The sequence below is a fragment of the Gammaproteobacteria bacterium genome (assembly GCA_016199745.1).
In the GTDB taxonomy this organism is placed as follows: domain Bacteria; phylum Pseudomonadota; class Gammaproteobacteria; order Acidiferrobacterales; family Sulfurifustaceae; genus JACQFZ01.
This window is the reverse complement of the sequence record JACQFZ010000001.1, coordinates 28,959-51,243: the sequence shown is the minus strand read 5'-3', so window position 1 is coordinate 51,243 and position 22,285 is coordinate 28,959. Positions and strand designations below refer to the sequence as shown.

17 protein-coding genes are annotated in these 22,285 nt (G+C 60.9%); 1 reads left to right on the top strand and 16 read right to left on the bottom strand.

The window, feature by feature from the left end:
• Positions 1 to 40 precede the first annotated feature (40 nt).
• The 16 genes from HY308_00195 to HY308_00120 form a co-directional block, all read right to left on the bottom strand.
• Complete coding sequence (locus HY308_00195; GenBank protein MBI3896696.1) at positions 41 to 445, bottom strand: WYL domain-containing protein; 405 nt, start codon at positions 443 to 445, stop codon at positions 41 to 43.
• A 100-nt stretch (positions 446 to 545) separates the two neighbouring features.
• Entirely contained in the window at positions 546 to 1,901 is a 1,356-nt protein-coding gene (mgtE, locus tag HY308_00190; protein MBI3896695.1) for a magnesium transporter, read from the bottom strand.
• A gap of 260 nt (positions 1,902 to 2,161) precedes the next feature.
• On the bottom strand, positions 2,162 to 3,493 hold the full coding sequence (gene pmbA, locus HY308_00185; protein ID MBI3896694.1) for a metalloprotease PmbA: 1,332 nt from the start codon (positions 3,491 to 3,493) through the stop codon (positions 2,162 to 2,164).
• 32 nt (positions 3,494 to 3,525) lie between these two features.
• Positions 3,526 to 4,968 carry a metalloprotease TldD gene (gene tldD, locus HY308_00180; GenBank protein MBI3896693.1) on the bottom strand — a complete coding sequence of 481 codons (1,443 nt, stop codon included), beginning with the start codon at positions 4,966 to 4,968 and terminating at the stop codon, positions 3,526 to 3,528.
• Between the two features lie 146 nt (positions 4,969 to 5,114).
• Positions 5,115 to 7,391, bottom strand: a complete 2,277-nt coding sequence (tadA, locus tag HY308_00175) for a Flp pilus assembly complex ATPase component TadA (protein MBI3896692.1) — start codon at positions 7,389 to 7,391, stop codon at positions 5,115 to 5,117.
• A gap of 64 nt (positions 7,392 to 7,455) precedes the next feature.
• Positions 7,456 to 8,265 (bottom strand): carbon-nitrogen hydrolase family protein, encoded by an 810-nt coding sequence (locus HY308_00170; protein MBI3896691.1) that lies wholly within the window; start codon positions 8,263 to 8,265, stop codon positions 7,456 to 7,458.
• Between the two features lie 2 nt (positions 8,266 to 8,267).
• Entirely contained in the window at positions 8,268 to 12,158 is a 3,891-nt protein-coding gene (locus HY308_00165) for a TIGR02099 family protein (protein ID MBI3896690.1), read from the bottom strand.
• Positions 12,159 to 12,302: 144 nt separating this feature from the next.
• Positions 12,303 to 13,823 carry a ribonuclease G gene (rng, locus tag HY308_00160; protein MBI3896689.1) on the bottom strand — a complete coding sequence of 507 codons (1,521 nt, stop codon included), beginning with the start codon at positions 13,821 to 13,823 and terminating at the stop codon, positions 12,303 to 12,305.
• 13 nt (positions 13,824 to 13,836) lie between these two features.
• Positions 13,837 to 14,415: a septum formation inhibitor Maf gene (gene maf, locus HY308_00155; GenBank protein MBI3896688.1), complete on the bottom strand. Its 579-nt coding sequence runs from the start codon at positions 14,413 to 14,415 to the stop codon at positions 13,837 to 13,839.
• A 16-nt stretch (positions 14,416 to 14,431) separates the two neighbouring features.
• Complete coding sequence (rlmH, locus tag HY308_00150) at positions 14,432 to 14,899, bottom strand: 23S rRNA (pseudouridine(1915)-N(3))-methyltransferase RlmH (GenBank protein ID MBI3896687.1); 468 nt, start codon at positions 14,897 to 14,899, stop codon at positions 14,432 to 14,434.
• Between the two features lie 15 nt (positions 14,900 to 14,914).
• A complete protein-coding gene (gene rsfS / locus HY308_00145; protein ID MBI3896686.1) occupies positions 14,915 to 15,247 on the bottom strand; it encodes a ribosome silencing factor in 333 nt (110 codons plus the stop codon).
• Positions 15,247 to 15,888: a nicotinate-nucleotide adenylyltransferase gene (gene nadD, locus HY308_00140; GenBank protein ID MBI3896685.1), complete on the bottom strand. Its 642-nt coding sequence runs from the start codon at positions 15,886 to 15,888 to the stop codon at positions 15,247 to 15,249. Before nadD ends, rsfS begins: the two co-directional genes overlap by 1 nt.
• 169 nt (positions 15,889 to 16,057) lie before the next feature.
• Positions 16,058 to 17,341, bottom strand: coding sequence for a glutamate-5-semialdehyde dehydrogenase (locus HY308_00135; GenBank protein MBI3896684.1), 1,284 nt, complete (start codon positions 17,339 to 17,341; stop codon positions 16,058 to 16,060).
• Complete coding sequence (locus tag HY308_00130) at positions 17,338 to 18,375, bottom strand: DNA polymerase III subunit delta (GenBank protein ID MBI3896683.1); 1,038 nt, start codon at positions 18,373 to 18,375, stop codon at positions 17,338 to 17,340. The genes HY308_00135 and HY308_00130 overlap by 4 nt, the downstream gene beginning before the upstream one ends.
• Positions 18,376 to 18,377: 2 nt before the next feature.
• Positions 18,378 to 18,884: a hypothetical protein gene (locus HY308_00125; GenBank protein MBI3896682.1), complete on the bottom strand. Its 507-nt coding sequence runs from the start codon at positions 18,882 to 18,884 to the stop codon at positions 18,378 to 18,380.
• A gap of 46 nt (positions 18,885 to 18,930) precedes the next feature.
• A complete protein-coding gene (locus tag HY308_00120; protein ID MBI3896681.1) occupies positions 18,931 to 21,612 on the bottom strand; it encodes a leucine--tRNA ligase in 2,682 nt (893 codons plus the stop codon).
• A gap of 157 nt (positions 21,613 to 21,769) precedes the next feature.
• Between HY308_00120 and HY308_00115 the strand changes: the two genes are divergently transcribed.
• Positions 21,770 to 22,261: a CDP-archaeol synthase gene (locus tag HY308_00115; protein MBI3896680.1), complete on the top strand. Its 492-nt coding sequence runs from the start codon at positions 21,770 to 21,772 to the stop codon at positions 22,259 to 22,261.
• Positions 22,262 to 22,285: the final 24 nt, after the last annotated feature.

The following is a 22,285-nucleotide window of genomic DNA, read 5'->3' as shown; positions in this document are numbered from 1 at the left end:
AGGCGCCGTTTGTTTTTATGGACATGATTTACCGCTATGACTAACGCCGCAAATGCTGCGGCCGCGGCGGGCCCATCTCCGCCGCCGTTGCCGGCGGATAAGCGAACCGCGGTGCACTCGACGTTTGGACGATGGCGACTAAACCGTTTTTATATTTGAGCCGCGCGGCACTAAAACCCTCTGTGGTGCGCGGCATGAATGTTTCGCCCACTACCTGGACCGCCGATATTTCCTTGAGGCGGAACGGGCGCCAAAACGGGACCGGGCGGCCGGACGATGAAAAACCGCGAACTTGATAGGCATCGAGCACGAGCGCTGAACGATCATCGGTATATATCGCGTGCGGTTCCACCACACGGATCTCGCGCTGATCGTGGTAGCGCAGCGCCACACAGCGCCGATCCTTGATCGCCTGAGTCAGGACTTGCAGGATATTTGGTGACATAGGACCCCCTCCACTACTCAATATTGCACACACCTAAAGTGGCGCAATTTTCGGCAGACGAAGGGTAGCGATTGGGGGGATCCGCGGCAACCCATCGGGGCTACACCAGTACAAGAGTCGCTAGCCCCAGGAAGGCAAAAAAGCCGACGACGTCGGTCACCGTCGTCAGGATAACGCCGCTGGCTAGCGGCGGATCGATGCCGAGCTTGCGAATCAAGATCGGAATAAGTACGCCGCACAAGGCGGCGAATCCCAAATTGATGACCATTGCCATGGCGATGACCAGCGCCAACAGCAACTGCTGCTGCCAGATCAGCACCACCAAGGCCATCGCCGACGCCCATAACACCCCATTGAGCGCACCTACCAACAGCTCTTTCACCAGCACCCGCCGGGCATTGGCCTCGGTAATAGTTCCGAGCGCGAGGCCGCGAATAACGATGGTGACGGTCTGCAGACCGGCGTTGCCACCCATGCTGGCGACGATGGGCATCAATACCGCGAGCGTCACGACCTTCTGAATCGTACCGGCAAACAAACTGATGACCCAAGACGCCAGCAGCGCGGTCAACAAGTTCACACCGAGCCACACCGCTCGATGGCGGCCGCTGCGTATCACCGGCGCGAACACGTCCTCCTCTTCGGTGAGGCCGGCCGGCGCCAGCAGCGAATGCTCAGCCTCTTCGCGCAACACGTCGACCACGTCGTCGACGGTGATGCGCCCGAGCAACCGGTTGCCGTCGTCGACCACCGGCGCCGAGATCAAGTCGTAGTCCTCGAACGCATCGGCGACTTCTTTCTGCGGCGCCAACACCGGGAATTGCACGACGTCGCGTTCCATCACCTGTGCCACCCGCATCGCCGGGTCGCTAGTCAGGAGCTTGGCGATAGCGAGCTCGCCCGATAGGCGATCGTGCCGATCGACGACGAATAATTTGTCGGTGCTGTCCGGCATCTCGCCGAGCCGGCGCAGATAACGCAGCACCACTTCGATCGTGATGTTCTCGCGCACCGTCACCGCATCGACGTTCATCAGACCGCCGGCGGTGTCGTCGGCATACGACATCACCGCGTCCAGCCGCTGGCGGTTCTGTTTGTCGAGCGCGAACAACACCTCAGCGATGGCTTCGTCCGACAGCTCCGGCAGCAGGTCGGCGATGTCGTCGATATCGAGATTGCGCGCCGCCACCACCACCGACGCCGGATCCATGAGCGCCGCCAGATCGGCACGCACCGGCTCGGACAGCTCGAGCAACGCCTCGCCTTTTACCGCCGGATCGACTTGCGCCCAAATGGCCGGACGCTGCGCCGCCGGAATACTTTCGATCAGCGTGGCGATTTCGGCCGGATGCAGGTCGCTTAAGAGAAGACCGATGCGCTCAGCGGCACCCTCTTCCAGCGCCGCCATGATCTCCGTCAAGGTATCCGGTTTTTCTAGTTGTTCTGTTTGGACCATGCTGACGAACGTGCGTTGTACGGCCGGATGAAAGGTGGCCAATCCTAGAACAAAAATACAGAAAGCACATCCGGCACGTACCTATGTTCACTCAGGAAAAACGATGCGTCATCAGCGATGAAGATCGGCAATGCGTAAGCGTGATAACGGATGCGTTATCACGCTTACATTATAGAAACGATGGAAGATACAAGTGAGACGGTCTTCGTCCGTTTTCTGCGTCGTATATGCGACGCAGAAAACGGACGAAGAAGAGCGGATTAACTACCAGCGATGGTAACGGCGTCGAGCAAAATCGAACCGGTGCGCACATTGCCGCGCACATCGACGTCAGTGCCAACGGCGACGAGATTGCGATACATGTCGCGCAAGTTGCCGGCGATGGTAATTTCTTCGACCGGATACGCTATTTCGCCGTTTTCGACCCAGAATCCGGCGGCGCCACGGGAGTAGTCGCCGGTGAGAAGGTTGACGCCGAAGCCGATCAGCTCGGTGACAAACAAGCCGGTACCCATTTGTTTCAGCAGCTCTTGGAAGCCGAGCTTGCCGGAATCGATCGTCAGATTGTGCACGCCGCCGGCGTTACCAGTGGTTGGCATCTTTAACTTGCGACCGGAATAGGAATCGAGCACGTAACCTTGCACGATCCCGTCGCGAACGATATCGCGCGGCGCGGTGGCCACACCTTCGTTGTCGAACGGCGTGCTGCCGAGTGCGCCGCGCAAATGCGGCTGCTCATGCAAGTGCACGTGCGACGCGAACACCGGCTTGCCAAGGTGATCGACCAAGAACGACGCCCCGCGATAAAGGCTTTCGCCGCGGATTGCACCGATGAAATGCGACAGCAGACTCGCTGCCACCGGCGCGTCGTACAACACCGGCGCCCGGCAGGTGGCGAGCTTGCGCGCCGCCAGACGTTTGACGGCGCGGCTGGCGGCACGCTGGCCGACCGAGACCGGTTCTTCGAGATCGCTGGAACGACGCGAGACGGTGTACCAATAATCGCGCTGCATACCGCTGGCGTCTTGGGCGATGACGGCGCACGACAGGCTGTGGCGCGTGCCGGCGAGGCTGCCGATAAAGCCGGTGCTGTTGGCGTAGACCTCGAGACCTTCGCTGGTCGAGATCGACGCACCTTCGGAGTTGGTAATGCGCGCATCGGCGGCGCGGGCGGCGTCTTCGCATTCGCGCGCTAGCTCGATTGCGCGATCGGCACCGGGGTGCCACGGATGCAGCAAATCGAGATCCGGGATCGTACGCGCCAAGCGATCGGCGTCGGCCAGGCCGGCGCAATCGTCTTCGGCGGTGTAACGGGCGATGGTGCAAGCGGCACGCACAGTATCGCGCACCGCGGTGGGCGATAGATCGGTGGTGCTGGCAGAACCGGTACGCTGACCGAAGTAGACGGTGATCGAAAGACCTTTATCGCGCGTCTGCTCGAGGGTTTCGACCTCGCCCAAGCGCACGTTGATGGAAAGACCTTGCGAAACGTTGGCGGCGGTTTCAGCCGCGCTGGCGCCAAGCTTGCGCGCTTCGGCCAAAGCGGCAGTGGCAACGTCGCTGAGGCGCGTGCGCGCGGCGGCGTCGAAGATCGGGGCTTCGGTACGGATCGGTGCGGTCACGCTCACGTCTGTGTCCCTCCGACGGTAAGCCCTTCGATTTTGAGTGTCGGTTGTCCGACCCCCACTGGCACGCTCTGCCCGTCTTTACCGCAAGTGCCGACACCGCTGTCGAGCTGTAAGTCGTTACCGACCATGGATACGCGCGTCAACACATCCGGTCCGTTGCCGATCAAGGTGGCACCTTTTACCGGCCGGGTAATGCGACCGTTCTCGATTAGATAAGCCTCCGACGCCGAAAACACGAACTTGCCGGACGTAATATCGACCTGACCGCCGCCGAAATTAACGGCGTACAGGCCTTTGTTGACCGAAGCGATGATCTCGCCCGGATCGCTGTTGCCGGCGAGCATGTAAGTATTCGTCATACGCGGCATCGGCAAGTGCGCGTACGATTCGCGCCGGCCGTTGCCGGTAGGGGCAACACCCATCAATCGTGCATTCATCGTATCTTGCATATAACCCTTCAATACACCGTTTTCGATCAACACCGTACATTGCGTCGGCGTGCCTTCGTCGTCGACGTTGAGCGAGCCGCGGCGATCGAGCAAGGTGCCGTCATCGACGACCGTGACGCCCGCTGCCGCCACCTTCTGGCCGACACGGCCGGCGAAAGCCGACGTGCCTTTGCGATTGAAATCGCCTTCAAGACCGTGACCGATTGCTTCGTGCAACAGGATGCCCGGCCAACCGGGCCCCAGGACTACCGTCATCGGCCCGGCTGGCGCGTCGACCGCGTCGAGATTCACCAACGCTTGCCGCACCGCTTCACGCGCATATTCGAGCGCGAGATCACCCTTTAAAAATTCAGCATACGTATAACGCCCACCGCCACCGGCATGGCCCGACTCGCGCCGGCCGCTGCCTTCGACAATGACGGTCACACCCACGCGCACCAGCGGCCGCACATCGGCCGCCATCAAGCCGTCGCTGCGCGCGACTAACACCGTCTCGTGCACACCCGACAGGTTCGCCATCACTTGCTTCACACGCGGATCCTGCGCCCGCGCCTCGCGCTCTATGCGTTCGAGCAACGCGACTTTATCCTGATCGGGCAAGCTCGCCAGCGGATCGGTCGGCTGATAGAACCGCGCCACCTGGCCGCCGCGCCAAGTAATCGGCGCGGTCATCGAATTGCCTTGCGCGGCAATGGCGCGCGCCGCACCGGCCGCTTCGAGCAATGCCGGCAGCACGAAGTCATCGGAATAGGCAAAACCGGATTTCTCGCCAGCGACCGCACGCACGCCCACGCCGGCCTCGATGTTATGTGCCCCTGAATTGACCCGGCCCTCTTCCAGCGACCACGATTCGTGCCGGCTGTACTGAAAATACAGATCGCCGTAATCCACGCGCGCTGCCAGCAATTGCCCCATCAGCCGCGCCAACTCGGTCTCGCCGATACCGGCGGGTTCGAGCAGCGATTTGCGCGCCTGCTCCAAAAAGCTCATCGATGTATCCACGGGAATTCCTCTAAACAGTTGCGCCATGATAACAAAGCGGGGCGGGCGACGTTTGTTAACTACCTGCGAATAAAACCCTTATATCCCCTCTCCCCTTGCAGGAGCGGAGGTCTTTCATAAGTGGGGGGTGTTTGTCAGGCCAACTTAACCAGGCACGCTTGATCCAGCGAAATTACGCCTGCTTTTGCCAATTCCACGGCATGGTGCTCAATTTCGACCATACCGTCGCGCACGGCCTGGGCGCAAATCTGTGCGGCCGGGCGTTTTTCGTTGATTAACTGCCGCACCGCCGCTGTCATCGGCAAAAATTCGTACAGCAATACTCGGCCGACGGTGCCGCTGCCGGCGCACGCCTGACAGCCACGGCTGCGATAAAACATGACGCTCGACGCTATGCCCAAGCGCGCTGCGGTATCTTCGGCAATCGCTTCCGGTTCAAGGCAGTGCGGGCAATTGCGCCGCACCAAGCGTTGCGCCAGCACGCCAAGCAGCGCTCGTCCCAGTAGATACGGCTCGATCTCCATTTCCAGTAACCGACCGATAGCGCCGGCGGCAGCGTGCGTCGGTAGCGTGCTCAATACCAGCTGCCCAGTCATGGCGCTTTCGAGTGCCACCTTGGCAGTGTCACGGTCGAGAATCTCGCCGACGGCGATGACATCCGGATCGTGCCGCAAAATATTGCGCAGCGCGCGATCGAACGTGTAGCCGGCGGCGTTGTTCACTTGAATCTGTTCGACACCGGTTACGTCGACCTCGATCGGCTCTTCGACGCTAATAATGTGCAGATGGCGTTCCACCAGCTTTTTTAATGCGGCATACAACGTCGACGATTTACCGGAACCGGCGCCGCCGGTGATCAAGACGATGCCGGCGCTCCGGCGCAATAATTCTTTCAAGCGCGACAAATCGTGCGGACGCAAACCGAGGTCGTCGAGCGATCTGGCCGCATCCTGCGCATCGAGCACACGGATGACGACGCTCTCGCCGTTCACCGTCGGAATCACCGACACGCGAAAGTCGACCTTGCTATCACCGGCGTCGAACCGCAAGCGCCCGTCCTGCGAGCGCTCGTGCTCGGCGATGTTCATATGCGCTAACAGCTTGATACCGTCCACAACCGGCGCCAGCATCTTTTTTTCGAGCGACTGCTGCAGCTGCAACGTGCCGTTGATGCGGAACAGCACATCGACGGCGTTGGCGTTGGGGCGTATGTGCAGCCCGTTCGCTTGCGCGCGCAGCGCGCCGAGCAAGAGATTATTGACGAAGCGAACGATCGATTCGTGTCCATCAGCGAGCGTCGGCGTTGCGCGCTCGACAACCGGCGGCGTGAACCATGGGTCGGCGCGCCGGCCACCGTAGTGCTTATCGAGCGCCGACGAAATAGCCGGCACCGTCGCCATCACCGCTTCCACCGGCAATTTGCTGCAACCTTGCATCGCTTCGAGCGGCTCCCATTGCATCGGGTCCGCGAGCGCCACAACTAACCGCCCTTCGGCCATTTGCAACGGCACCGCGTGATGCTTACGCGCTAGCTCTTCCGGCACTAACTTCAGCAGCTGTTGGTCGACGTCGAATTGCTGCAAGTCGACAAATGGAACGCCGAGTTTTTTCGCCAACGTCTGCCGCACTGCCCCGTCGTCGGCCAATCCCAGCGCCACCAGAATATCGCCCAAGGGCTGACGCCGACTCTGCTGTTGCTCGTGCAGCGCCGCCGTTAGCTGCTCTTGCGTGATTGCGCCGTCTTGCACCAGCACTTCGCCAACACGAAAACGCGGCGTCTGCTTCTGCCGATCGAGCGCCTGCTCCATCTGCTTGGCCGAAACTGCCTGCACGCTCTGTAAATATTCGCCGATCGGTTGCTCGCGGCGACGCCGTTGCTCTTCTAATCCGGCGGCAACCGCGGTTTCGCTGGCGGCGCGCTCCTGCAGCAAGGCGTTACCCAGCAGCGGACCGATGCGATGACTGTCGATGGCATGGAACGGTACGAACAGGTGGCGATATTCGTTATTGGCTTCGGTTGGAAAAAGATGTAACCCGTTCTTGTCGACACGAAAACTGAAAGTGTACGCGCGCAACGTCGGACCGTTACGTAACGTCAGCTCGAACTCTTGTTGTGGCGGCGGCATCACCACGCCATCGTGCGCCGCCAACGACGGCGGCAGACGAATCAGCTTGCGCGGTTGCGGCACGAACAACTGCTTCAGGTCGCGCAGCACGATGTCCTTCACTTCTATTCCGCGTATCGAGCTAGAACGTAACGTCACCAACGCTTCGTTGACCTTGAACGCCAGCAATCCAGCGGCGAACACTTGTTCGTCGAGCAAGGTGACGTCCACTGGCTCGCCGGGTCGGTAAGCCTGCTGCGGTGGGATATCACTCAGAGGTGGAAACGGCAGCTGAATGGAGTCCATAGTGGAAATTGCTCAGCGCCTCGTTAGTCAATCGCTTTACTAAGTATAGATCCCCGTCAACACGTCATTTGACACGTCGATGCTCGATGCTCGGCAACTGTGCGCGCATGCGGCGCTGACGCTCAAGATCGCAATCGGCGATCGCCATGCCTGGCCCTTGCTCGCAACGGCTCAGCACCTCGCCCCACGGGTCGATGATCATGCTGTGGCCGTAGGTGTCGCGGCCGTTGGCATGATGACCGCCTTGGCCAGGAGCAAGTACGTACGCCAAATTTTCGATCGCCCGTGCCCGCAGCAACGTTTCCCAATGCGCACGGCCAGTTTGGGCGGTAAACGCCGCCGGCACTACCAGGATCTGACTGCCGGCATCGAGCAAGCGCCGGAACAGCTCGGGGAAACGCACGTCGTAACAGACCGACAAGCCGACCCGCCCAGCCGGCGTGTCGGCGGTGACGATCGCATCGCCCGGCTCGATCGCGCTCGATTCGCGGTGCTGCTCGCCATTGGTCAGTTGCACGTCGAACAAATGAATTTTGTCGTAGCGCGCGACACGCTCGCCGCGGTCGTTGTAAAGCAAACTGGCGGCGCGCATCTTCTTGTCGCTGCTGGCGCGCAATAGAATCGTGCCGCCGATCAGCCACACACCGTTGGCGCGCGCCGTGCGCGCCAAGAACGCTTGGATCGGTCCATCGCCGTCGGGCTCGGCCGCGGCTAAACGCTCGGCATCGCTGCCGGCCATCAACGCAAAATTTTCCGGCAGCGCGATCAGTCGCGCCCCCGCCTTAGCGGCCTCGGCGATTAAACGTGCGGCGTCGGTTAGGTTGGCGTCGACTTGCGTGCCAGACACCATCTGGATTGCGGCGATATGAGTCATAGTCAGCGTCCTTTGAGATTACCACCGGGCATCGTTGGTTCGGGCTTGGCGGTCGGTTGCGCCTCGGGTTTGCCAAGCTTAGTAACCGTCGGACTGGCCCACGGCCCTTGTATCACGTAGAACACGCGCGATCCCTCCTGAATCTGCCGCTTGAACAACTTCTGGATCGCGAATATAGCGGCTGCCGCCTGCGGCCCCAACAAATACCAACCCGGTAATACGACGGCATTACCCACTTTCGGCGTCGCTTCAACCACCAGATCATAATCTTCCGTCACCAATCCGACCCGCCCCTTAACGGCAAGGCTAAGTGCTGGGCCTTTCATCCATAGATCGTTGGTATTGGCGTTACCGGATGCGACAGCGACCGTTCCATTGATCTCGTCGAAGGTATAACCCTTACCGAAGGCCGGACTGAAATCGAGTGTGAGATAGCGACCGATCGAACGCAGATCGAGCACACCGAACCATCGTGCGGCGCCGGGGTTGAGGTTCAAAAACCGGCCCTTCTCCGCTTTTATTTGCAGGCTACCGTTCAGTGCAGCCAACGTCGGGCTGCTCGGCGAACCGGGCCATGCGGCCTTGGCCGTTAACTTAACCTTGCCGTCGGCCATTTGCGTCGACGCACCTAACGCCGTTAACGTCCGTCCCATGTCATCGCTTTCAAGCACGCCGCTGAATTCGCTGCTTTGGCGATCGCCGATACGGCGCCAGTCACCGTTGATGGCGAGCTGCATTTCCGGCCGCTTCAAATTGAATCGTTCGATGCGCCATCCTTGCGCCGACGGCAACGCATTGAAATCGAGCTCACCCAGCTGATGCTCGTCGAACTCGAATGCGCGTGAACGCACGTTCAGTGCCGGCAGACGATGCGGGTCGACCGTACTTGCACCTTCTCCGCCTGCCCCTACCGTGTGCTGTTTTTCAGGTACGCGCAAATGTGCCAAATCCAATTGCACACGACTAAAACCGCCGGCCCGCGCCAGAACAAAGCTACCATCGCCGGCAGCGTTCTCGCCGTCGAGCACCGCGTGCCACTCATCCGCGCCGCTGCGCATGAACTGCGCCAACATGCGGCCCCAGCGGCGATCGAAAAATCCGAGCTGACGTACGTCCGCTGTTACCCAAGCGATCACCCTTGGCAATCCCGCCTCCGCTTCACCACCGCCCTTACCGCCGCCACCGCTGAGGAACGGCAACCACTCGTCGATATCTAGCACGTCCGCCTTCAGCCCAATCTGTAATCCGGGCTGATCGGGCAACGTGGCGCTGCTGCGACCGAACTCGATGCGTCCATTCACGAACTGCCAACGATCTTCGGCGCGCGTGTATACCAACTTGCCGCTCGCCTCGGTGCCCGCCTGCATCGCTAACACGAATTGGTTTGCGTCGCTGCGTTCGGTGGCGACGATCAACTGCGCCGGGAACCCACCGTCCGGGCGATTCAGTGGCGGCGGCAGGCGCGTACGTACTTGCGTTAGATTCGAGCTAAAACGAAATTGCGGACCCTGGGCGATGTCGCGCCAATCCAGCGACCAATCGATGCCGCCGCCGACGCGCTCTGCCAGCGCCCGGCGCGAGCGGAGTAATTCCGGTAATTGCAGCTGGCCCTCGGCATGCGCGCGCAACTCGCCGTCGCCGCGCGCCGCCGACAGCGTGATCGGGCCACCCAAGAATTGCCCTTGCAAGTGGCCACCTTCGATACCCGTCTCGGTAAAACGCACAGCACCGTTCGCCTGCGCCAGGCCGGCACCACTCGCAACTTTCAGCGCGGTATCGGTAAAACGATACTCACCGTGCCACGCGGGTTGATGCTGACCCAGCGGAATGCGCAAATCGAGATCGAGCGCACCATCGCCCGACGCCTGCGCGATCTCGCGCACGTACGGTTGCCAATTGGCATTCGTCGGCGACGCCGTCTGTAACAAGCGCACGGCTTCTGCGACCGGACCTTCGAGCCGTCCATGTAGGCTCGCTTCGTACGGGCTAGCAACCGTCGGCCGCTGCAATTCGACGTGTAAATTATTCGTCTGCAATACACCGATTTGCGCTCGACCCGTTACCACGACATGCGAACCGGTGACGGTGACGTCGGCATCGACATTCGTCGCCGGTGCCCACCCCGGGTGATAACGATAAACACCGTCTTCGATATGCGCCTGTACTTCGAAGCGTCCCTGACCCTGCGCGAACGGCCAGTCGTGCACGCGACCGTCGTAAAGCAACCGGCCGCTGACGATATGTCCATCTTGAATCGACGATTCCAGCCATGTGCGCAGCGACGGTTGCAGATGCCGCGTCGGATAGTAACGCGCGGCATTTTTGCCGTTGCCGTTTTTGAATTCGACCTGCAGGCGCAACGCTGGCGACTGCGTGCGATCGTGCGGCAACTCCACTTCCACTGCACCGGAACCGTTAGCATCGGCGCTTTGCACGCGCAAATTGTCGCCGGACATATGCCAAGCATCGTCGGTACGTTGCCAATGCAACATGCCGCTGGTGTAGCGCGTCGCCAACGGCGCGCGGAACAGATTGGGGTAATCGATGACGACGTTACTGGCGTCGAGCGCGAATTCACCGGCGGTGAGACCGGCCGAAAGTCGGCCGCTGACGTTACGAAAACCAGGGAACTCTTTGTAAGGCGCGATGCGCACGCGCGCAAACTGCGCGCCCACATCGAGTGCGGTCGGCGCGGTCAGCGGGCCGTTCAGCTGCAGGCGCACGTTGTCGAGCGAACCTTCCGGCCGCAACGCTAGCCAACGCTGCGCTAGCGGTTGTTCGAGCTTAAGGCCGGCAATGAACTCACTGATGTCACCCAGGTTCAGGTGCTTAACCCGCAACCGGTGCTCGTCCGGCGTCTCATTGAGCTGCAACCGGCCGGCCGACCAGGCGTTGCCGTTCAACGCCAGGTTGAGCCGCGCCAGATCGAGCGACCAACCGTTTTTCTCCAGCTCCCAATCGATCTTGGCCGATGCCTGCCGCACGTTTAACGGTTGCGGTAAATTCGGCCACGGCAACGTGAGCTCGGCAACCGTCGCTTCGCCGCTCACCGCTTGTAACCGACCGGCGCGCCAATCACTCCGCAGCTCCGCATCAACGCGTCCGCGGAGATCGGTCGGCAATCGCTCGCGCAGTAACATCGGCAAGCGACCGATATTGAGGCCGCTGGCCTCGACCTTTAACGCACCATCCCAAGAACCGATGAAGGGATCACCGGCGATCTGCGCCCTCACCGCGCCGCGGCGACATAACGCCGCCGGAAATTGCGCGGTCGCATAAAACTTATGGCGACCGAAACTATTGCGCAGTTGCAGATCGACCTGCGACAAGCTGAGCGAGCCGGCCGGATCGCGCGCGTCGACCCAACGCAACTCGCCATTCTCTACCTCCAGCTGGCGCTGACTCAGCAGCCAATCGCTGAACTTGTCCTTACTCGGCGCCGCATTCGCCACCGGTGTGAATCCGGCCAACCGCACCTGACCGTCCGCTAACCGCATAAACGTCACGCGCGGACGCTGCAGCACCAGGCTGTGCAACTCCATTTGTTTCCACAACAACGGCAACAACGAAAAACTGACGCGTATTTCGTCGATTTGCACGCTCGGCCGGCCGTCGTCGCCGAGTACCGTCACGCCGGCGAAGCGGACACCCGGGTGCAACTTGTCCCAGTACGGCTCGATGCGCTCGGCGCGCACGATATGCTTGGCCTTTTCGCTGATGCGCGCGGCGATATCGCCCTGGCGCGCCAAAATCTCGGGCCAATAGTAGCGACCAATGCCGTAAGCGACGGCGAACAATAAGAACAAGCTGAGACCGGCGTACGCGCCATAGCGACCGAGGCGACGCAGCGGCCGTAGTAAACGAGACAGATTGAATCGTAGTTTTAGTTTCATGCTACCCGCCCCTCTCCCGCTGGGCGGTCGAGACAGCGAGGGCGACGGACGTCGTCCCCTCACCCAACCTCTGCCTGAACACAGAGGGCACCGAATTCACGGCATGCAAAAATTATAGACTCCTGCCATAACAAAACTGCGGCATCACAGCAAAACGACGTCGTATTGCTCCTGGTGATACAGCGGCTCGACCTTCAATTGGATCGGCTTACCGATAAATTCCTGCAGCTTCAACAAGCTGACCGCTTCTTCGTCCAACAGCAAATCGATAACCGCCTGCGACGCTACCACCATATATTCATCGGCGCCGAATTGGCGCGCCTCGCGCAGAATCTCGCGGAAAATCTCATAACTTACGGTATGCGGCGTCTTGAGCGTGCCGCGACCCTGACACGCCGGGCACGGCTGGCAGAGCACATGTTCCAAACTCTCGCGCGTGCGTTTACGCGTCAGCTCGACCAAGCCGAGCGCCGACATCTCGGTCATATAAACCTTGGTACGATCCCGCGCCAGCACTTTTTCCAAGGCACGTAACACCGCACGTCGGTGATCAGGATCTTCCATGTCGATGAAATCGACGATGATCATTCCGCCCAAGTTGCGCAGCCGCAATTGTCGCGCGATCGCCTGCGCCGCTTCGAGATTGGTCTTGAACAGCGTCTCTTCCAGATTGTGGCGGCCGACATAGGCGCCGGTATTGACGTCGATCGTCGTCATCGCCTCGGTCTGATCGATGACGAGATAACCGCCGCTCTTCAGCAACACCTTGCGCACCAGCGCCTTTTTGATTTCGTCTTCGACGCCGTACAGATCGAAGATCGGCCGCTCGCCGGGATAATGCTCGATGCGGTCGGCCACTTCCGGAATAAACTCGAGCGCAAACTCGCGCGCCTTCTCGAAAGTCTCGCGCGAATCGATGCGGATCTCTTCGACCGAGTCGCGCACGAGATCGCGCATCGTGCGAATAGCGAGCGTCAACTCCTCGTGAATCAGCTCGCCGGCGCGCGCGGTTTGGATGCGTTCTTCGCAGGCGCGCCAGATGCGGCGCAAGTAACGGATGTCGGTACGCAGCTCGTCTTCGGTCGCCGCTTCCGCCAGCGTGCGCACGATGTAGCCGCCTTGATCGCCTTCATCGATAGCGGCGCGGATCAGCGTACGCAATCGTTCGCGGACGATGTCGTCGCCGATCTTTTGCGATACGCCGATGTGCGAGCTGTAAGGCATGTACACCAGGTAACGCGCCGGCAACGTGACCTGCGTCGTCAGCCGCGCGCCTTTGCTGCCGAGCTGATCTTTGACGACTTGAACGATGAGTTCCTGACCATCATGCAGCAACTCTTGGATTTTCGGCACCGCCGGACCGGTGCCATTACCGTTACGCGCAACGACGGTAGCACCGATCGTCTCCAGCGGCGGCGCCCGCACGACGCCCTCGGCCGGAGCACGTACGTCGGAGGCATGCAAGAAGGCGGCACGATCGAGGCCGATGTCGATGAACGCGGCCTGCATGCCCGGCAAGATGCGCGCGACTTTACCTTTATAGATATTGCCGACGATGCCGCGGCTGCGGGCACGCTCGATGAAGACTTCTTGCAATACACCGTTCTCGACGACCGCGACGCGGGTCTCCTGCGGCGTGACATTAATTAGTATTTCTTCGCTCATGCAGTTCCCGCCGTTAAGGTTGTCGGCCGACATGTTTCAACAGCTGCACCAGCTCCGCCAGCGGCAAGCCGACGATGCCGGAATAACTGCCTTCGATGCGGGTAATAAACGCCGCTGCGCGGCCTTGGATCGCATAGCCACCGGCCTTATCGGCTGGCTCGCCGGTGGCCCAATAACGCTCGATGTCGTCCTCGGACAGCGGCGCGAACGTCACTGCGCTTTCCGATAACACCCCGTACTCCGCATCCTGATCGACCAAAGTCACGGCGGTCAACACCGCATGCGTCCGGCCGGACAGGCGGCGCAACATGGCCAGACCATGGGCGGGGTCTCGCGGTTTACCGAGGATGTCGTTGTCGATTACCACTTCCGTGTCGGCGCCGAGCACGGGGGCGGGTGGTAGGTTACGCTCGGTGACGAGTTGGACAACGTGGCGCGCCTTGGCGCGCGCTAAGCGGGCGACGTAGTCGCGAGCGGGTTCACCGATATGGGGCTGTTCGACGATGTCCGCGGGTAAGACGTCGAAGGCGACGTCGATTTGACGCAGGAGTTCTTGGCGGCGCGGGCTGGCGGAGGCGAGGTAGATTTTCATCGGACGTATTAGAGACTCACCGATGATACGGCAGATTATTAAGTATGCTCCACGCTCGATAAACCTGCTCAGCAACGACCACACGCACCAACGGATGCGCCAGCGTCAACCGCGACAACGACCAGCGCGCCTGCGCTTGCGCTAAACATTCGGTCGACAATCCTTCCGGCCCACCGATCAACAACGCCAGATCGCCACCGCGCGCCATCTGCGCTTTGACCTCAGTGGCCAAATCCTCCGTGCTGAGCTCACGACCTTGACGATCGAGCGCAACAATGCGCGCGCCCTTCGGCACCGCTGCCAGCAGCCGCTCGCCTTCTTCGCGTAGCAGACGCGCGATGTCGGCACCTTTGGTACGGCGACCGGCGGGAATTTCGCGCAATGTCAGCTTGCATTCGCGCGGCATACGGCCGGCGTATTCGGCGAAGCCGGTCTCAACCCAGGCGGGCACGCGTTCGCCGACGGCAAGGAGATGCAGCTGCATGAGATTAACGGAGCGCTAGAGTTCCTTACCTTCGCCCCACAATTTCTCGAGCTGATAGAACTCGCGAATCGGCGCGCGCATCACGTGCACGACCACATCACCGAAATCGATCAGCACCCAGTCGCCGGTTTCCATGCCCTCGACGCCGATCGGTTTACGGCCACGGCTCGTGAGTTTATCGAGCACTTTATCGGCGACTGACGCAACGTGCCGGTTTGAGGTGCCGGTAACGATGATCATGTAATCGGTGAACTCCGCCACCTTGCGTACATCGAGGTTGATGACATCGTGCGCCTTGGCGTCCTCCAAGGCATCGTTAATATATTTTCGTAATTGAGCAGTACGCATCAGGCAACAAGACTCCGATAAAGCCGGTTATGGCGGATATAGTCCCAAACAGCGGGCGGTAATATTGTCGGCAACGGTTCTTCACCGCGGGCGATGGTGGCGCGCAACTCGGTGGCCGATACAGAATGTGGCGTCACATCGACGAATAAAATGCCGCCGGCCGGTAGCTCGGCGAGATTTTTAGCGTCCGTCTGCAGACGCTGGCGCGCCCATACGGGTAACGCCGCCGGCACCGGCAACGCCTGCCCCGGCCGCTGCATGACCACGAGATGTGCCAGCTCGAACAATTCCTGCCAGCGGTGCCAAGTAGCGAGGCCGGCAAAGGCGTCGGTACCGAGCAATAGACAAAGCGGCGTCGAACCGAGCTCGGCCCGCAATGCTGCCAACGTCGTCACGGTATACGACACGTTGCCACGACGGAGCTCGCAGTCATCGGCGATCAGCCCCGGGAATTCCGCTACCGCCAATTCCACCATACGCAACCGCTGCGCGGCCGTCGCTATCGGCGGCGCCCGATGCGGCGGCACGGCGGCGGGGATCAAATGCACCGCGGAAAGTGCGAGCCGCTCTTTGACTTCGTGGGCCGGCCGCAAGTGGCCGTAGTGAATGGGGTCGAACGTACCGCCGAGGAGACCGATCATGGAAAGCGCGTACCCCGCATAACGCTAGGGCTCCCCTCCCCCCTTGCGGGGGAGGGGACGGGGGAGAGGGGGCGTATTACCGGCACCACACCGATACTAAACCCCCTCTCCCCGTTCCCCTCCCCCGCAAGGGGGGAGGGGAACGCACTAATTATCCGCGCGACTACCATCAAGACCGCACATGCCCGTCGCCGATCACGACAAACTTCTGCGACGTCAGCCCTTCCAACCCGACCGGTCCGCGCGCGTGCAGCTTGTCGGTGGAGATGCCGATCTCGGCACCGAGGCCATATTCAAAGCCGTCGGCGAAACGCGTCGACGCATTCACCATCACCGAGCTCGAATCGACTTCGCGCAGAAAACGCCGCGCACGAGTGATGTCTTCGGTAACGATGCTGTCGGTATGTTGTGAGCCGTACTTGCCAATGTGCGCGATCGCTTCGTCGACGTCGGCGAGCACGCGCACCGCTAGGATCGGCGCCAAATATTCGGCGTACCAATCGTCTTCGGTCGCCGGCTTCGCCTGCGGCAGGATCCGCCGCGTCTCATCGCAACCGCGCAACTCGACGCCCTGCTCCTGATACCGCTTGCCGAGCACCGGCAAAATCTTGTCGGCGACGGCACGCGCGACCAGCAGCGTTTCCATCGTGTTGCAGGTGCCGTAACGCTGACACTTGGCGTTGAATGCGATCTTGATCGCTTTATCGATGTCGGCCTTGTCGTCGATGTAGACGTGGCACACGCCATCGAGGTGCTTGATCATCGGAATGGTCGCTTCGCGCATGATGCGCTCGATCAAACCTTTACCGCCGCGCGGCACGATCACGTCGACGTAATCCTTCATCGTAATCAGCTCGCCGACGGCGGCACGATCGGTGGTCGCGACCACTTGCACCGCCTCGGCCGGCAAACCGGCGGCGCGCAAGCCCGCCTGAATGCAGGCGGCGATGGCGCCGTTCGAATGAATCGCTTCACTGCCGCCGCGCAGGATGGCGGCATTGCCGGCTTTGAGGCACAGGCCGGCGGCGTCGGCGGTCACGTTCGGCCGCGATTCATAAATAATGCCGATGACACCGAGCGGCACGCGCATGCGACCGACTTGAATGCCGGACGGACGAAAGCTCATGTCGGTGATCACGCCGACCGGATCCGGCAGCGTGGCAATTTGCCGCAAGCCGTCGGCCATCGATTTGATACGCGCCGCGTTCAGCTCCAATCGATCGAGCATGGCGGCATCGAGACCGTTAGCTTTGCCGGCATCGAGATCCTTGCGGTTAGCAGCGATCAACGCGTCGCGGTTGCGCTCCAGCTCCGCTGCCATCGCCAGCAACGCCGCATCCTTCGCCGCCGTCTCGGCGCGCGCCAATTCGCGCGCGGCCGCGCGCGCTTGCCGGCCGAGCGCCTGCATATAGGACTGAATATCGGTAGGAGTCGAAAGAGACACCTGCTTCATGACATCGCTCCGTTAATCGTAAATGCGCCGCTGCGCAAACCGCCGAGGGCCAGCGCCAATAGTTCGAGCTCTAACCAAACATCGCCGGCGCGGCGGCCTTTGACGACGCGATCGGCACGCGCCGCCGCCCGAATCATTTGCGGCCAAGCGTCAGCCGGCGTACGCCGCAATACTTTCTGCACCAGCGGCTTACGCCGTTGCCAAACGCGATACTCGTCGAGCACCTGCGCTTCGTTGCGACCGGCGACGATTGCCGCGGCGATGCGCGCCAGCTCGCGGATTTCGCGCACTAACGCCCACAACACCAACGCCGGCGCTTCACCATCGGTCTTCAGACTGCGCAGAATCCGCAGCACCACGCCGACGTCACCCGCCAAACAGGCGTCGGTCAGGGCATACACGCTGAACCGAGCATTGTCGCTGAGGTTACCGGCAATATCATCCGCGCTCACCTGACGGCTGTCGAGCATGGCCAATTTGTCGATCTCCTGGGCGCAAGCGAGCATATTTCCCTCGGTGTAATGCGCCAACATTTCGGTGACGCCGGGCCCCGGCGTCAGTCCGCGCGCGCGCATGCGCCGCTCGATCCAGGCCGGCAATTGCCGCGGCTCCACTGGATAAATCGTGATCATGACACCGGCATTGTCGAGCGCCGTGACCCACTTGGCCGACTTCGCCTGCTTGTCGAGCTTGCCGGCGATAACGAGCAAGATGAGATCGGGCGACGGATCGGCCGCGAGTTCGACCAAGGTCTTGGCGCCTTCTTCGCCCGGCTTAGCAGTCGGCAAGCGCAGCTCGATCAACCGACGCGCGGCGAACAACGAACCGGAGCGGGTGTCGGCGTAGAGCGCCGACCAATCGAAACCGCTTTCGACGGTGTACAGCTCGCGGTTGCCGAAACCGGCGGCCTGCGCCGCGGTACGGATGGCGTCGGCGCATTCCTGTGTCGTCAACGGATCGTCGCCGCTGATGAGATAAACGCTGGCGAGCCCGCGCTTGAGCTGACCGGCCAGCTGATCGGCATTGAGCGGCATGGTTACGGCGCCGGTGTCAGCGCACGTGCTAACCGGCGGACGATGATTTGCGCGGCTTCGTTGCGCATGTCGCGCACCAGCTCGCGTTCCTCTTGTTCCTTGGCCAATGTCAACGCCGGGTCGTAATTGAAATCGCGCTGCAACTGCACATTTTGTGGCGGCAGCGGCTGCGGACCGGACAGCTGGAAGCCGACCACATACCGCAATCGATACTGGTTCGCCTTGGCGGTGGTCGTGCTGACGCCGATCACTCGACTTTCGACGTCCTCGCGCGACAACGATACCGTCGGCACGTCGACCGCGTCGACCACACTGGCACCGGCTTGGGCGAACGCATTGCGCACGGCGACCGCCAGTGGATCGTTGGCAGCCGCCGTGGTCATGACGATGCGCACTTTCGCCAAACTCGCCGGCAGCGTCACGCCGCCGCTACTGCCGCGCAAGTGAAAACCGCAACCGGCCAAGGCCGCTGCGACCAGCACTATCACGCTGAAACGAGCGCGCCGCATTGTCGTTGAACGTCTCACAGGGATACCGTTTTCTTTATGTTTGGGATTAACCGGCGACGACGATATTAATCAAGCGGCCGGCAACGACGATCAGCTTTTTCACCGGTTTATCGCCGATATGCCGCCGTACGCCTTCATCGGCGAGGGCGATTTCGCGCACGCGTTCTTCCGACACATCCGCCGGCACGGTCACGCGTCCGCGCAATTTGCCGTTCACTTGCACGACCAACTCGACTTCGTTCGTCACCAACGCCGCTGCTTCCGGCTGCGGCCACGACGCTTCGAGAATGTCCTGACCGTACTTGAGCTCGCCCCACAAGTAATGACAGATGTGCGGGGTGATCGGCGACAACAGCCGCAGCAGAATGCTGATGCCTTCAGTCACGGCGGTGCGCATGGCCAGGTCGGCCTCGGCACGTGGCGCGCGTTCGAGCGCGTTCAAGATTTTCATCGCCGCCGACGCGACCGTATTGAATTGGAATTTGACGAAGTCGTTGTTGGCCTGCTTCAACACCGCATGGATTTCCCGCCGTAAGCTTTGAACCTCGTTCGATGCCTTCGACCAATCGACCTTCGCCGGCGCGAGCGCCGGATCGATGAACGTGCGGCTGTCGACACCGAAATTCCACAAGCGCTTGAGGAAGCGATGCGCCCCGTCGACGCCGGAATCCGACCACTCGAGCGTCTGCTCCGGCGGCGCGGCGAACATCATGAAGAAGCGCGCGGTGTCGGCGCCGTATTCTTCGATCAATGCTTGCGGGTCGACACCGTTGAGCTTTGATTTCGACATCGTGCCCAACTGCCACTCCACCGGCTTGCCATCTCTCTTTAGAACCTGGCCGATACGATTGCGTTTTTCGTCGTAGTGCACTTCGACATCGGCTGGGCTGAAGTACTCCATGCGGCCAGCTGCCGGTTTACGCGAGTAAATATCGTTTAACACCATACCTTGCGTAAGCAAGCGCGTGAACGGCTCGTCATAGCTAACGAGCTTCATATCGCGCATGACCTTCGACCAGAAGCGCGAATACAGCAAATGCAAGATCGCATGCTCGATGCCGCCGATGTATTGATCGACCGGCATCCAGTATTGCGCGTGCTGATCGGTCATCGCCTTGTCATTGCTCGGACAAGCATAGCGCGCGTAGTACCACGACGAATCGACAAACGTGTCCATCGTGTCGGTTTCGCGCTTCGCCGGCTTGCCGCATTTTGGACACGGTGTGTTTACGAAATCGGTGCGCTTGTTAAGTGGATTGCCGGTGCCGTCGGGCACGCAATCTTCCGGCAGCTTCACCGGCAATTGATCGTCGGGTACCGGCACATCGCCGCATTGCTTGCAGTGGACGATCGGGATCGGGCAGCCCCAATAGCGCTGGCGCGAGATACCCCAGTCGCGCAGGCGGAACATCACCTGCTTGTCGCCCGCGTCCTTCGCCTTGAGATCGGCGGCGATGGCGTCGACCGCTTCTTTATAAGAGAGACCGTTGTACTTGCCGGAATTGACGCAGCGACCGTGCTCTTTGTCGGCGTACCACTCGGCCCACGTCTCGGTGCTGAAGGACTGGCCGGCAACGTCGATTACCGGCTTGATCGGGAGTTTGTACAGCTTGGCGAAATGAAAATCGCGCTCGTCGTGTGCCGGCACCGCCATGACCGCGCCTTCGCCGTAACCCATGAGCACGTAGTTACCGACCCACACCGGGATCGATTCGCCAGTCAGCGGATGGGTCACGCTCAAACCGGTCGGCATGCCTTTCTTTTCGATGGTGGCAATATCCGCCTCCATCACTGAACCTTGCTTGCACTCGTCAACGAACGCCGCCAGCTTCGGATTATTCTTCGCCGCGTACGTGGCCAACGGATGCTCGGCCGCCACCGCGCAGAACGTGACGCCCATGATGGTGTCGGCGCGCGTGGTGAACACCCACATCAGCGCTTCATCCAAACCACCCCCACCCTCTTTCCCTCCCCCTGAGGGAGAGGGAGGCAAGCCGAGGGCGCTGCGCGCGACCCCATTTACTCGAAACGCGAAGCGCACGCCGACGCTCTTGCCGATCCAGTTCGCCTGCATCGTGCGCACGCGCTCGGGCCACTCAGGCAACTTGTCCAGATCGCCGAGCAATTCTTCGGCATACTTGGTGATCGCCAGGTAATACATCGGGATCTCGCGCTTCTCGATCACCGCGCCGGTGCGCCAGCCGCGGCCGTCGATGACCTGCTCGTTGGCGAGCACGGTTTGATCGATCGGATCCCAGTTCACCGTGCCGGTAGTCTTGTAGGCGATGCCGTGCTCCAACATGCGCAGGAACAACCACTGATTCCACTGGTAATAATCGGGCTTACAGGTCGCCAGCTCGCGCTCCCAGTCGATGGCGAAGCCGAGCGACTGCATCTGCTTTTTCATGTAAGCGATGTTGTCGTAAGTCCACTTCGCCGGCGGCACCTTGTTGGCCATAGCGGCGTTCTCGGCCGGCAGCCCAAAAGCGTCCCAACCCATCGGCTGCAACACATTGAACCCATGCATGCGCTTGTAGCGCGTGATCACGTCGCCAATGGTGTAATTGCGCACATGCCCCATATGCAGCTTCCCCGACGGATAGGGAAACATGGACAGGCAGTAATACTTCGGCTTGGCCGAGCCATCCTCGGCACGAAAGGAGCGTTTCTCCTGCCAATACGTATGCGCGTCTTGTTCGACGATTTTGGGACTGTAGCGGTGATCCATTGCGATGAAACGAAAGGTCGATGAGGCCGGAAGGATACCGTATTTCCCTAGCACCGGTCAGGGGCGCGCCGGCCCACCCTGCCGGCACTAACAGCGGCTAAGCTACCTATATAATGATTTACCCCTTCTGGCCTATGAACGATCCGTATTGTCCGCAATGACTGATCTGCTGCTCCAAACCAAACTGCTGCTGCTCCTTGGCGTCGCCAATGGCGCACCGCTGTTCGGCCACAAAGCCTTCCGCGAACGCTTCGCCTGGCCGCTCGATGGCGGTGCCCGCTTTTTCGACGGCCGGCCGCTGCTGGGACCGTCGAAGACGATTCGCGGCGTGGCCCTCGCCCTACTAACGACCCCGTTGGCGGCGTTGTTGCTTGAACTCGATTTCCACACCGGCATCGTCATCGCCGGCTTCGCCATGCTCGGCGATCTGACGTCGAGCTTTACGAAGCGTCGCCTGGGGTTATCGTCGAGCAGCCAGGCCGTTGGCGTGGATCAGATTCCCGAAAGCCTGTTTCCGCTGCTCGCGGTGCAAACCACGTTCGGTTTAGCGGCGCTTGACGTTGGGGTGTTAGTGACGGTATTTCTGGTACTGGAGCTGGCGATATCGCGAGTTCTTTTTAAATTGCGGTGGCGCGATCAACCGTATTAGGTGCCGCGTTACATAAAAGCGCTA